The organism is Stenotrophomonas sp. AR029 (genome assembly GCF_047520695.2).
Taxonomy (GTDB): Bacteria; Pseudomonadota; Gammaproteobacteria; order Xanthomonadales; family Xanthomonadaceae; genus Stenotrophomonas; species Stenotrophomonas sepilia.
The window spans coordinates 17,276-30,217 of sequence record NZ_JAXBQQ020000013.1 but is presented as its reverse complement, the minus strand read 5'-3'; the positions used below and the strand labels follow the sequence as shown (position 1 = coordinate 30,217).

The 12,942-nt window shown below is 65.4% G+C and carries 11 protein-coding genes; 8 read left to right on the top strand and 3 right to left on the bottom strand.

What is annotated here, in order from left to right:
- The 6 genes from ACM0PB_RS20090 to ACM0PB_RS20065 all read left to right on the top strand — a co-directional run.
- Positions 1 to 627 (top strand): methyl-accepting chemotaxis protein (locus ACM0PB_RS20090; RefSeq protein ID WP_495495133.1); only part of this gene is annotated, 627 nt, incomplete at its 5' end.
- Between the two features lie 37 nt (positions 628 to 664).
- A complete protein-coding gene (locus tag ACM0PB_RS20085; protein ID WP_049416359.1) occupies positions 665 to 1,534 on the top strand; it encodes a CheR family methyltransferase in 870 nt (289 codons plus the stop codon).
- Positions 1,531 to 2,127, top strand: coding sequence for a chemoreceptor glutamine deamidase CheD (gene cheD, locus ACM0PB_RS20080; RefSeq protein ID WP_329844299.1), 597 nt, complete (start codon positions 1,531 to 1,533; stop codon positions 2,125 to 2,127). Before ACM0PB_RS20085 ends, cheD begins: the two co-directional genes overlap by 4 nt.
- Positions 2,124 to 3,197 carry a protein-glutamate methylesterase/protein-glutamine glutaminase gene (locus ACM0PB_RS20075; RefSeq protein WP_005416406.1) on the top strand — a complete coding sequence of 358 codons (1,074 nt, stop codon included), beginning with the start codon at positions 2,124 to 2,126 and terminating at the stop codon, positions 3,195 to 3,197. Before cheD ends, ACM0PB_RS20075 begins: the two co-directional genes overlap by 4 nt.
- Before the next feature lie 408 nt (positions 3,198 to 3,605).
- A complete protein-coding gene (locus tag ACM0PB_RS20070) occupies positions 3,606 to 4,244 on the top strand; it encodes a hypothetical protein (protein ID WP_065184922.1) in 639 nt (212 codons plus the stop codon).
- On the top strand, positions 4,241 to 5,716 hold the full coding sequence (locus tag ACM0PB_RS20065; RefSeq protein ID WP_414604848.1) for an XVIPCD domain-containing protein: 1,476 nt from the start codon (positions 4,241 to 4,243) through the stop codon (positions 5,714 to 5,716). The genes ACM0PB_RS20070 and ACM0PB_RS20065 overlap by 4 nt, the downstream gene beginning before the upstream one ends.
- Before the next feature lie 144 nt (positions 5,717 to 5,860).
- Here ACM0PB_RS20065 and acnB read toward each other — a convergent pair whose 3' ends face one another.
- The 3 genes from acnB to ACM0PB_RS20050 are packed head-to-tail and all read right to left on the bottom strand — an operon-like array spanning position 5,861 to position 9,126.
- Positions 5,861 to 8,452, bottom strand: coding sequence for a bifunctional aconitate hydratase 2/2-methylisocitrate dehydratase (gene acnB / locus ACM0PB_RS20060; RefSeq protein WP_065177630.1), 2,592 nt, complete (start codon positions 8,450 to 8,452; stop codon positions 5,861 to 5,863).
- Between the two features lie 44 nt (positions 8,453 to 8,496).
- Positions 8,497 to 8,895 carry a type II toxin-antitoxin system VapC family toxin gene (locus ACM0PB_RS20055; RefSeq protein ID WP_005416402.1) on the bottom strand — a complete coding sequence of 133 codons (399 nt, stop codon included), beginning with the start codon at positions 8,893 to 8,895 and terminating at the stop codon, positions 8,497 to 8,499.
- Between the two features lie 6 nt (positions 8,896 to 8,901).
- A complete protein-coding gene (locus ACM0PB_RS20050; protein WP_005409505.1) occupies positions 8,902 to 9,126 on the bottom strand; it encodes an AbrB/MazE/SpoVT family DNA-binding domain-containing protein in 225 nt (74 codons plus the stop codon).
- A 183-nt stretch (positions 9,127 to 9,309) separates the two neighbouring features.
- Between ACM0PB_RS20050 and bamE the strand changes: the two genes are divergently transcribed.
- On the top strand, positions 9,310 to 9,669 hold the full coding sequence (gene bamE, locus ACM0PB_RS20045) for an outer membrane protein assembly factor BamE domain-containing protein (RefSeq protein ID WP_065177629.1): 360 nt from the start codon (positions 9,310 to 9,312) through the stop codon (positions 9,667 to 9,669).
- Between the two features lie 376 nt (positions 9,670 to 10,045).
- The gene (gene acnA, locus ACM0PB_RS20040) at positions 10,046 to 12,799 is read left to right on the top strand and encodes an aconitate hydratase AcnA (RefSeq protein ID WP_414604847.1); all 2,754 of its coding nucleotides are present in this window, start codon (positions 10,046 to 10,048) and stop codon (positions 12,797 to 12,799) included.
- The last annotated feature ends 143 nt before the right edge of the window (positions 12,800 to 12,942 follow it).

Sequence of the window (12,942 nt, the reverse complement as noted above, 5' to 3'; positions counted from 1 at the left end):
ATCGACGGCATTGCGTTCCAGACCAACATCCTGGCGCTGAATGCCGCCGTGGAAGCCGCGCGTGCCGGTGAACAGGGCCGCGGCTTCGCCGTGGTCGCCAGCGAAGTGCGCACCCTCGCCCAGCGCTCGGCGGCTGCCGCCAAAGAGATCAAGGGCCTGATCGACGACTCCGTCGGCAAGGTTGCCGAGGGCTCCAGCCTGGTCCACCAGGCCGGCAGCACCATGGGCGAGATCGTCGCCTCGGTGCAGCGCGTGACCGACATCATGGCCGAGATTTCCGCCGCCTCGCAGGAGCAGAGCGCGGGCATCGAGCAGGTCAACCAGACCGTGGTGCAGATGGACGAAACCACCCAGCAGAACGCCGCGCTGGTGGAGGAAGCCACCGCTGCCGCACGTGCGATGGAAGACCAGGCCGCACAGCTTGCAGATGCCGTGGCGATCTTCCGGCTCGACAACCAGGTCTCGGCCGCGATGCAGGCCGTTGCCGCGCGGGTCGAGCCGGCGAGAGTCACCACCGTGGCACCTCCGCAGCCAAGCCGCGCGGCAGCACCTGCACCGATATCGCCACGTCGTAGCAGCAACGCCGGCACCTTCGTCGCCAGCGACAGCGACTGGCAGGAATTCTGAGACCCACCCGTAGCGGCTTCGGCCGCTGCCCCCGCCGATGGACACGTCCCCCGTGCAAAGTCCTACTCCCATCGTTACCGGCCCACGCGAATTCGAGTTCGCCGACCGTGATTTCCGCCGCGTCTGCGACCTGATCTACCAGCGCGTGGGCATTGCGCTTGCGCCGGCAAAGCGCGACATGGTCTATGGCCGCCTTTCGCGCCGCCTGCGCACGCTGGGCATGCGCAGCTTCCAGCAGTACCTGGACCATCTGGAGCAGGAAGATGGTGACGAGTGGCAGGCGTTCACCAACGCCCTGACCACCAATCTGACCTCGTTCTTCCGCGAACCGCACCACTTCGACAAGCTGCGCGAAGAACTGCAGCAGCGCTCCAGCCGCACGCCGTTGCTGCTGTGGTCGTGCGCGGCGTCCACCGGCGAAGAGCCCTATTCGATGGCGATCACCGCGTGCGAGGCCTTTGGCACCCTGAAGCCGCCGGTACGCATCATCGCCACTGACGTCGACACCCAGGTGCTGGCCACCGCCGGCCGTGGCGTCTACAACATCGATCGCGTCGCCAGCCTCGATCCGGACCTGCGCCGCCGCTACTTCCAGCGTGGCAGCGGCCCCAACGAGGGCCAGTGCCGCGTGCTGCCTGCGCTGCGCGAGCTGATCGAATTCCGCCCGTTGAACCTGCTCGCCCCGCGCTACGACGTCGGTGGCCCGTTCGACGCACTGTTCTGCCGCAACGTGATGATCTACTTCGACAAGCCGACCCAGCGCGCGATCCTCGGCCGCCTGGTGCAGCACCTGGCCGATGACGGTCTGCTCTACACCGGCCATTCGGAGAACTATCTGCACGCCGCCGACCTGATCCAGCCCTGCGGCCGCACCCTGTACCGCCGTGCGGCGAAGGCCGGCGCATGAATGCCTCGCTGCGTACCGACGATGTCATGCGCTACCAGGATGCGCGCTTCCAGACCGTCGCCGCCAAGCTGCTGCCGACCCAGTACCTGGTGGTCGATGACACCACCGCGCTGACCACCACGCTGGGCTCGTGCGTAGCCGCCTGCCTACGCGACCCGGTGCTGAAGATCGGCGGCATGAACCACTTCCTGCTGCCCGAGGGCAACGCCGGTGACGGCGCGCCCGCGCGCTACGGCAGCTACGCGATGGAACTGCTGATCAACGACATGCTCAAGCGTGGTGCCCACCGCAAGCGCATCGAGGCCAAGGTGTTCGGTGGCGCCAACGTGCTGAAGGGCTTCACCAGCAACCCGGTTGGCACCCGCAACGCCGAATTCGTGCGCCAGTACCTTCAGGCCGAGCATATCCCGATCATTGCCGAGGACCTGTGCGGCATCCATCCGCGCAAGATCTGGTTCTTCGCCGATACCGGCCGCGTGGTGGTGCAGCGCCTGCCGCATGCGCATGAGGCCGAGGTGGCCGCCGCCGAATCGGCGGTGCGTGCGCGCCTGTCCAAGGCGCCGGTCACCGGTGGCGTGGAGCTGTTCGAATGACCTTCACCGGCAACGCCCCCTGCCGGGTCCTGATCGTCGACGACTCCGCCGTCGTGCGGCAGATGCTCACGGAAATCCTGTCCAGCGACCCGGCCATCGACGTGGTCGGCACCGCGGCTGACCCGCTGTTGGCACGCGAGAAGATCAAGCGCCTGCTCCCGGACGTGATCACCCTGGACGTGGAAATGCCGCGCATGGACGGGCTGGCGTTCCTGGAAAACCTGATGCGCCTGCATCCGCTGCCGGTGGTGATGATTTCTTCGCTGACCGAGCGAGGCGCCGACACCACCCTGCAGGCACTGGCGCTGGGCGCCGTGGATTTCGTCTCCAAGCCCAAGCTGGACGTGGCCCGCGGCCTGCAGGGCTATGCCGAGGAGATCATCGCCAAGGTCAAGATGGCGGCGCGCTCGCGCGTGCGTCCGCTTGTGCGTGCCAGCGCCCCCAAGCTCACGCTGGACGCAGCGCCGGCGACGCGTGCTGCCTCGCCGCAGTTCCGTACCACCGACCGCCTGATCGCGATCGGCTCGTCAGCCGGTGGCACCGAAGCGCTGCGCGTGGTGCTGGAAGGCATGCCTGCCGATGCACCCGCCGTGGTGATGACCCAGCACCTGCCGGCCAGCTTCAGCAGCGCCTTTGCCGAACGCCTGGACCGACACTCGGCAATGGCCGTGCGCGAGGCCAGCGACGGCGAAGCGGTGCTGCCCGGCCACGCCTACCTCCCGCCCGGCGGCAAGCACCTGCGCATCATCCGCGACGGTGCGCGCTGGCGCTGCCGCGTCGACGACGGCCCGGCAGTGAACCGGCACAAGCCCGCGGTGGACGTGCTGTTCCGCTCGGTCGCGCAGAGCGCCGGTGGCAATGCCATCGGTGCCATCCTCACCGGCATGGGTGACGACGGCGCGCGCGGCCTGCTGGAAATGCGCCAGGCCGGCGCCCCAACGCTGGTGCAGGACGAAGCGACCAGCGTGGTCTGGGGCATGCCCGGTGCCGCGTTCAAGCTGGGCGCTGCCGAGGAACAGGTGCCACTGGAGAGGATCGCCGAGCGGTTGCTCGCCCTCGCCCGCGGCTGACAGGCCCCTGTAGAGCCGAGCCCACGCTCGGCTCCGCTCCCTGCTGGACACCTGCAAGAGACGTCAGGCTCCATTGCCGATCCGCCGCCAGCACTTTCGACCATTGATGTTTCAACGGCGCTGATCGAGGTTTGATCCTGCCGCAAGCCATGCGCGCCAAACGGGAGGCCCGCAGGACACCGACTTGGAGCGCGGCTGGAGCGGGTCGTATAGTCAGGTATCGCACAGCAATGGAACGCCGATGAACGTTACCCCGCAAGGCCGCGCTGCTCGGGTACACAGGGTGGGAAGTCCTGGTAACGGACAATACCCACTGCGCAACCTGTCGCATTTGCCCGGATGTGGCGCCGTCGTTCGCGATGAGACCGCATGTTCCAAGGATCAATCCTGCAGCGACATGGACCGCTCATGCTGAAATCCGTCCCCAGCCTTGCTCATGTTGCGTTGATCGCCTTGATCACACTGGTTGTTGCAGGCTGCAACAAGGAACGCTCGTTCCCGGTCTATCGCGAGAATCCTGCGCCAAGGGATGCGCTGCCGATTGTGATTCGGGTCCACGATGCACCCGTGGATGTTCCCGTTCCTTCGGTCTTCGTCACGTATGAGATAGACCCACTCTGTCTGCCTCCGGTCAACAATTGGGAGGGGGTGCAGTACGAGCCGAACCAGCACAAGGTTGAGGTTCAGGCACAGCGCCTCAGTGCAACTGAATTCAGCAGTGCTGTTTTCAACGACGGTATGGAAGTTGCCGACTATTACGGTCGTGGCCCGTGCACTTGGACACCCGTGCTCGTGGAAGCTTCATTCGCCTTCATCATTGATGGTCGCCCAATTCGAGCGTCCGTCGCAGCACTGTTCAAGGAAATTGAGGGCGGGAGAACCTTCACTGCTTACGTAAAGCGCGCATTGCCGCCCTTGACCACAGGACAGTCGACAGAGCGGACGCCAACCGAGCCTTCAAGTTGGTACGAAAAGATGCCCCCAGAGAAGCGCGAGGAGTACTTTCCAATCGAAGTCTCCACACGGATTGAAGGAGCATCGCAATGAATCCTAGAGAAAGCGCGGCGCTTTCGGACAATGTCTATAAGGACCCGCTTCCGCCCGTCAGTTCCGACATCACCGTCGGCGGAACAAAGTATGAGGTCCTCGCTTGTCGTGACTCTGGGAGCGGATATCAGGGCATTGTCTACCTCAACATCAATACAAAGGAAGTCATCGTCGCCCATCGCGGTACCGAGTTTGATCGTCAGCCCATGCTTGATGGCGGCATCGACGCCGCGATGGTCACCGCCAGAGTCAACGCGCAACTGACTGACGCGCTGGCGCTGACAAAGCAAGCCCTCAGGCTGGCCGAAGAAAGGGGAGCCGGGCCAGTACACGTCACCGGCCACTCCCTTGGCGGCGCGCTCGCACAGATCACTGCACACCACTACAACCTCCCCGGCGACGCGTTCAATCCCTACGGTGCCGCCGGGCTGGCATATCGCCTTCCTGAAGGCCAGCCAGCCAGCGCGGCACCCTTCACCAACCATGTGATGGCAGGCGACCTGGTCAGTGCCGGCGGTCCCCATTACGGCAAGGTCGAGATGTATGCGCTGCCCAGGGAACTGGAGATCCTGCGCAACGCCGAGCACGGCCAGCGCATCGCCTCGATCGGAACACCCGGGATGAAGAGCGGCCATGTCATGTCCGCCGCGGTGGCGGTCCAGTTGGGCGACTCCCATCGAGTGGTTCATTTCCTTGATCGCATGACCGATAAGGGCCCGGTGCAATCTGTACTGGACAATCCACAGGCGCGCGTTACGGATCCTGAGGACCTGCGCCGGATCGCAGACTACCGCAGTGATGTTCATCAACTGCGTGCGGGTGCGACCGTGCTTGTCGGCGGCGGGCCCGGTCTGCTGCGCGACGGTATCAATTTCCTGCGCGGTGTCGAGGAAGCCGGTGCATACGCCCGCCACGAAGCTGAAGCCGAGCAGCGGGCCCGCAATGCGCTCAGGCCTGGCGATAAACTGATCCAGGATGCAACCGACAAGGGCTCGCCCTCTCTCAGCAATCCCGCTTTCTCTCCCAGGACCCCTTTGCAGGAGAGCATTGAATCAACCTTGGACAGGGCAGGCCTGGATCCCAGGAAGGAAGGCCATCCAGACCATGCGCTCTACCGGCAGATTCGCGAGGGTGTATCCGCCGTGGATGCCAGGCACGGGAGCAGCTTCGATGAAACCAGTGAGCGCGTGACGGCCGGCCTGCTTGCGGCGGCCAAGGGCAGCGGCCTGGAACGCGTCGATCACGTTGTACTGGGCAATTCACCCAGCGATGGCCCAGCCTCTCGCATGTTCGTTGTGCAGGGAGCGCTCGACAATCCAGTAAACCTGCGGGCGTCGGTTCCAATCAGTGAGGCCGTCAATACGCCCGTAGAACAGTCGCTCGCCAAGGCCGAGCAGATTTCGCAGGCACAACAGGTCGCCCAGCAGGACCTCGCCCACGAGCAGGCCCTCACCGCGAGGCGGATGGGCTAGGCCACCTGGCCGGGCACAATGAAAAACCCGGCTTTCACCGGGGGTTTTTCATTTCAACGGGATGCCGGCCAGCGGCCGGCACTACCATGCGTCGTCCGCTCACAAAAAACCCCCGGCGCGAGCCGGGGGTTTTCCGTTACCGCATCAGGCAGCGACCGTGCTGGCCACGTCCTGGTATTCCTCGATCTGGTCGAAGTTCATGTAGCGGTAGATCTCCGCACCATTGGCGTTGATCACGCCGATGTCCGCCATGTACTCCTCCTTGGTCGGGATGCGGCCCAGGCGCGAGCAGATCGCCGCCAGTTCCGCCGAACCCAGGTACACGTTGGTGTTGCGGCCCAGACGGTTCGGGAAGTTGCGGGTCGAGGTCGACATCGCGGTGGAGCCTTCGCGGATCTGCGCCTGGTTGCCCATGCACAGCGAGCAGCCCGGCATTTCCATGCGTGCGCCGGTAGCGCCGAAGGTGCCGTACACGCCTTCCTTGGTCAGCTCCGAGGCGTCCATCTTGGTCGGCGGGGCCACCCACAGGCGGGTCGGCAGGTCACGCTTGCCTTCCAGCAGCTTGGCAGCGGCGCGGAAGTGGCCGATGTTGGTCATGCACGAACCGATGAACACCTCGTCGATCTTGGCACCGGCCACTTCGGACAGGGTCTTCACGTCGTCCGGGTCGTTCGGGCAGGCCACGATCGGCTCGTGGATGTCAGCAAGGTCGATTTCGATGACGGCGGCGTACTCGGCGTCCGCATCCGGCTCCAGCAGCTGCGGGTTGGCCAGCCACGCTTCCATCTTCTCGATACGGCGCTGCAGCGAGCGCGGATCCTGGTAACCCTCGGCAATCATCCACTTCAGCAGGGTGATGTTGCTGGTCAGGTACTCGATGATCGGCTCCTTGTTCAGGCGCACCGAGCAACCTGCCGCCGAACGCTCGGCCGAGGCGTCGGACAGTTCGAACGCCTGTTCGACCTTCAGCTCCGGCAGGCCTTCGATTTCCAGGATACGGCCGGAGAAGATGTTCTTCTTGCCCGCCTTGGCCACGGTCAGCAGGCCCGACTTGATCGCGTACAGCGGGATCGCGTTGACCAGGTCACGCAGGGTCACGCCCGGCTGCATCTTGCCCTTGAAGCGCACCAGCACCGACTCCGGCATGTCCAGCGGCATCACGCCGGTGGCAGCGGCGAAGGCGACCAGGCCCGAGCCGGCCGGGAACGAAATACCCACCGGGAAACGGGTGTGCGAGTCACCGCCGGTGCCGACCGTGTCCGGCAGCAGCATGCGGTTGAGCCAGCTGTGGATCACGCCGTCGCCCGGGCGCAGGGAAACGCCGCCACGGGTGGAGATGAACTCCGGCAGAGTGTGGTGCGTCTTCACGTCCACCGGCTTCGGGTAAGCGGCGGTGTGGCAGAACGACTGCATCACCAGGTCGGCCGAGAAGCCCAGGCAGGCCAGGTCCTTCAGCTCGTCACGGGTCATCGGGCCGGTGGTGTCCTGCGAGCCGACCGAGGTCATCTTCGGTTCGCAGTAGGTGCCCGGGCGCATGCCCTGGCCTTCCGGCAGGCCACAGGCGCGACCAACCATCTTCTGCGCCAGCGAGAAGCCCTTGCCGGTATCGGCCGGCTGCACCGGCAGGCGGAACAGGTCGGTCGGGGCCAGGCCCAGCGCTTCGCGCGCCTTGCCGGTCAGGCCACGGCCGATGATCAGCGGGATGCGGCCACCGGCACGCACTTCGTCGAACAGCACGTCGGACTTGACCTGGAACTCGGCGATCACTTCGCCGTTCTTCAGCGCCTTGCCTTCGTACGGACGCAGCTCGATGACATCGCCGTGCTCCATCTTCGACACGTCCAGCTCGATCGGCAGCGCACCGGCATCTTCCATGGTGTTGTAGAAGATCGGGGCGATCTTGCCGCCCAGGCACACGCCGCCAGCGCGCTTGTTCGGGATGTACGGAATGTCATCGCCGGTCCACCACAGCACGCTGTTGGTGGCCGACTTGCGCGAGGAGCCGGTGCCGACCACGTCGCCGACGTAGGCGACCAGGTGGCCCTTGTCCTTCAGCGACAGGATCTGCTGGATCGGGCCGCGCTTGCCGTCTTCTTCCGGGGTGAACGGCGCGTCGTCGCGCTTGTTCTTCAGCATCGCCAGCGCGTGCATCGGAATGTCCGGGCGGGTGGTCGCGTCCGGTGCTGGCGACAGGTCATCGGTGTTGGTTTCGCCCGGCACCTTGAACACGGTGACGGTCAGGCTCTGCGGCACTTCCGGGTTGCTGGTGAACCACTCGGCATCGGCCCAGCTCTGCAGCACGGCCTGGGCGTTGGCGTTGCCGGCCTTGGCCTTCTCCTGCACGTCATGGAACGCATCGAACACCAGCAGGGTCTTCTTCAGGCCGTTGGCGGCGATGGTGCCGACGCTGGCGTCGTCCAGCAGCTGCACCAGCGGTGCAACGTTGTAGCCGCCGAGCATGGTACCCAGCAGTTCGGTGGCGCGCTCGCGGCTGATCAGCCGGTTCTGCTCGCTGCCCAGCGCGATCGCCGCCAGGTACGAGGCCTTGACCTTGGCCGCGTCATCGACGCCGGCCGGCACGCGGTGGGTCAGCAGGTCGAGCAGGAACTCGGCCTCGCCCTGCGGCGGGTTCTTCAGCAGTTCGATGACATCGGCCGTCTGCTGCGCGCTCAGCGGCAGCGGCGGGATGCCAAGCGCAGCGCGCTCGGCGACGTGGTGGCGGTAGGCTTCCAACATGACAACTCCCGGGTAATGCGTAGGTTGAAAAATCAAAAGTGGGCTCAGGCGTGCGGCACGATCAGCTTCAGGCCCTTGAAGTAGTCGCGGTAAAACGTGTCGTTCCAGGTGATCAGGCCGTCGCACTGCAGCAGTGCGTGGGCGCCGACCATGAATTCGTCCAGGCTGCGACGGCTACCGCCGCGCTGGCGGTGACGGCGGTGCATCTCGCCGGCGCGCAGCGCCGACTTGGCTTCCATCGGGTTGAAGTGCACGCCCATCTCTTCCAGCGCTTCGAGCACCTCGGCACCACCGCGCAGCGATGCGCACACTTCGGCGAGGGTTGCGCCACAGACCACCACGCGGCCACCGACCAGGCTCTGCCGGAGGATGGCTTCCACGGCATCGGCCTGCGGGCCATTGCTGAGCAGCTCGACCAGCACCGGCGAATCGACGGCGATCATCACGGCTTACTCCTCGTCACGCACCGCGCGCACGGCCGCGTCGGATGACTCGAAGCCGTCCAGCGCGAACTTGCCGCGCGCCCGTGAAATGGCATCGTCAACACTCTTGCGCAGGATGATGCGGCTGCCGTCCAGCTCGACCTTCAGCAGCGTGCCCTTGGTCAGGCCGAGGGCATCACGCACCGCCTTGGGCAGGGTGATCTGTCCGCGTTCTGCAACGGTGGCTTCCATGGGTAGGCCTCAAAAAGTATGTATGAATTATACATACCTGACGTAAACACCTCAAATCGGGCGAACTGTGACCTTGAACCAGAATCAGTCGCATTCGACCGCTAGACTGGCCGGGCAGCACTCGCTGTACCGGGCCGGGACACTCCGGCACCGCACGCCCCCTTCGTCATAAAAGGACGTTCAATGCGCGCATTCATCCTGACCCTGGCTCTGGCCACCCCCCTGGCCCTGGCCGCAGGCCCGGCCCACGCCAATCCGTTCGCGGCCCACACCACCGGCACTGAGATCACCCAGAAGCAACTGGACGAGCTGGAGGTGGGCAAGGCGACCCAGGACCAGGTCCGCGAGAAGTTTGGAGCGCCGACGCGTCGTGAGCAGCTTGGCGACATCCAGGTCTGGTACTACGACTACGCCAAGATCAAGCACTTCGGAAAGAACGTGCAGGAATCGACCGTCTTTGAGTTCGGCAAGGACAACGTACTCAAGGTGAAATCCAAGGGCGCGGCTCCCGCCAAGACCGGCAATCCGTTCCTGGGTGGCTGATCGCCACTGACTGGCGCGCTGCCCGTCGGCGGCGCGCCCCCCGTGCCCGGTCAAGAACGCCTCGACCGCCACGATGACCATCGCTCAGCACGGCTCCGCCCCCAGCGCCTGCAGCCCCCCCATGCTGTCGTCCTCCTGTCCCCCGGCGCCATACGGCACTGCCTCGAGCCTGTCAGCCCGCACTAGGTTCGGCGGCGCCATGACACGAAAACTACATACGAATTTATAACCTTGCGTTCTGAGCCCGCAGTTCTGCGGCCCCGACGGCATCGGCGATACTGGCCTTCTGCCCGGCGGCACGGACTGCCGGCCACCGCAAGCAGGCCTGCCCATGCGCGGGCCACTGCAAGCCATCCGCAAGAAGGAGTTAACCCGCATGAGCGATTCGTTCTCCACCCGCAGCCAGCTGAACGTCGGTGGCAAGACCTACGACTACTTCAGCCTGCCCACGCTGGGCCAGCGCTTCGATATCTCCCACCTGCCCTACTCGATGAAGATCCTGCTGGAGAACCTGCTCCGGCACGAGGACGGCGGCATCACTGTCGGCAAGGACCACATCGAAGCCGTGGCCCGCTGGAACCCGGCGGCCGAGCCGGACACCGAGATCGCGTTCATGCCGGCGCGCGTGGTCCTGCAGGACTTCACCGGCGTGCCCTGCGTGGTCGACCTGGCCGCGATGCGCGATGCGGTGGTCAAGCTCGGCGGCAAGCCGGAGCAGATCAATCCGCAGATTCCCTCCGAACTGGTCATCGACCACTCGGTGCAGGTCGATGTGTTCGGCAAGCCCGACGCGCTGGACCTCAACGGCAAGATCGAGTTCCAGCGCAACCAGGAACGCTATGGCTTCCTGCGCTGGGGCCAGAAGGCCTTCGACAACTTCAAGGTGGTGCCGCCCAACACCGGCATCGTCCACCAGGTGAACCTGGAGAACCTGGCCCGCGTGGTGATGACCGCGCAGAAGGATGGCAAGGACATTGCCTACCCCGACACCGTGTTCGGTACCGACAGCCACACCACCATGATCAATGGCATCGGCGTGCTGGGCTGGGGCGTGGGCGGCATCGAAGCGGAGGCCGCCATGCTCGGCCAGCCGTCGTCGATGCTGATCCCGCAGGTGGTCGGCTTCAAGCTGACCGGCAAGTTGCCCGAGGGCGCCACCGCCACCGACCTGGTGCTGACCGTCACCCAGATGCTGCGCAAGCTGGGCGTGGTGGGCAAGTTCGTCGAGTTCTACGGTGACGGCCTGCAGCACCTTCCGCTGGCCGACCGCGCCACCATCGGCAACATGGCCCCGGAGTACGGCGCCACCTGCGGCATCTTCCCGATCGACGCGGAATCGCTGAACTACCTGCGCCTGTCGGGCCGCAGCGAAGAGCAGATCAACCTGGTCGAGGCCTACGCCAAGGCGCAGGGCCTGTGGCACGAACCCGGCAGCCCGCACGCCCAGTACAGCAGCACGCTGGAACTGGACATGGGCACGGTGAAGCCGTCGCTCGCCGGCCCGAAGCGCCCGCAGGACCGCGTGCTGCTGGAAGACGTGCAGAAGAACTACCGCGAAGCGCTGGTCGGCATGACTGCCAACCGTGACAAGCGCAGCGAGGACGTTGCCACCTTCGTCAACGAAGGCGGCGGCGCCGCGGTCGGCAACGAGCAGCTGGCCAAGGGCTTTGCCGACATCGAGATCGAAGGCCGCAAGGTGCGGCTGAAGGATGGCGCAGTGGTCATCGCCGCCATCACCTCGTGCACCAACACCTCCAACCCGGCGGTGATGATCGGTGCCGGCCTGCTGGCCCGCAACGCAGCCGCCAAGGGCCTGAACCGCCAGCCGTGGGTGAAGACCTCGCTCGGCCCGGGCTCGCGCGTGGTGACCGATTACCTTGAAAAGGCCGGTGTGCTGAAGGAGCTGGAGAAGATCGGCTTCTACGTGGTCGGCTATGGCTGCACCACCTGCATCGGCAACTCCGGCCCGCTGCCGACCGAAGTCAGCGCCGCCATCGCCGCTGGCGATCTGGTGGTGACCTCGGTGCTGTCGGGCAACCGCAACTTCGAGGGCCGCGTGCACCCCGAAGTGAAGATGAACTACCTGGCCAGCCCGCCGCTGGTGGTGGCCTATGCCATCGCCGGCACCACCGACATCGACCTGACCACCCAGCCGCTGGGTACCGGCAGCGATGGGCAGCCGGTGTTCCTGCGCGACATCTGGCCAAGCAACAAGGAAATCGGCGATGTCATCGCCGCCACCATTGGCCCGGAGATGTTCAAGCAGAACTACGCCGATGTGTTCAAGGGTGACACCCGCTGGAACACCATCGCCTCGCCGGACGGCAACCTGTACGCGTGGAGCGACGCCTCCACCTACATCAAGAACCCGCCCTACTTCGATGGCATGACCATGCAGACCGGCAGCATCGACGACGTGCACGGCGCACGCGTGATGGGCCTGTTCGGCGACTCGATCACCACCGACCACATTTCCCCGGCCGGCAACATCAAGAAGGACTCGCCGGCAGGCCGCTTCCTGCAGGAGCGCGGCGTGCAGCCGGCCGACTTCAACAGCTACGGCAGCCGTCGCGGCAACGATGACGTGATGGTCCGCGGCACCTTCGCCAACATCCGCATCAAGAACCTGATGTTCGGTGGCGAGGAAGGCGGCAACACCCTGTACTACCCGGCCGGTGGTGGCCAGCCGGAAAAGCTGGCGATCTACGACGCGGCCATGAAGTACAAGGCCGACAAGGTGCCGCTGGTGGTGCTGGCCGGCAAGGAGTACGGCACCGGCTCGTCGCGTGACTGGGCGGCCAAGGGCACCCTGCTGCTGGGGGTGAAGGCGGTCATCGCCGAGAGCTTCGAGCGCATCCACCGCTCCAACCTGGTCGGCATGGGCGTGCTGCCGCTGCAGTTCCGCAACGGCGAGAACGCACAGACGCTGGGCCTGGACGGCTCGGAAGTGATCGACATCACCGGCCTGCAGGACGGTGCCAGCAAGCGCGCCACGGTCACCGCGACCAAGGCCGATGGCACGAAGAAGACCTTTGAGGTCTCGGTAATGCTGCTGACCCCGAAGGAAGTCGAGTACTTCCGTCATGGCGGCCTGCTGCAGTACGTGCTTCGCCAGCTGGCAGCCAAGTAATGGGTAACGCCGGGCCATGCCCGGCGAATCCCGGGAGCAAACAGCAAGGGCCGGATCCTCACGGATCCGGCCCTTGCTGTTTCACCGCAGCCAGGCATGGCCTGGCTCTACTGCCTCATCGGCGGCATCGGGATGGATGCCGG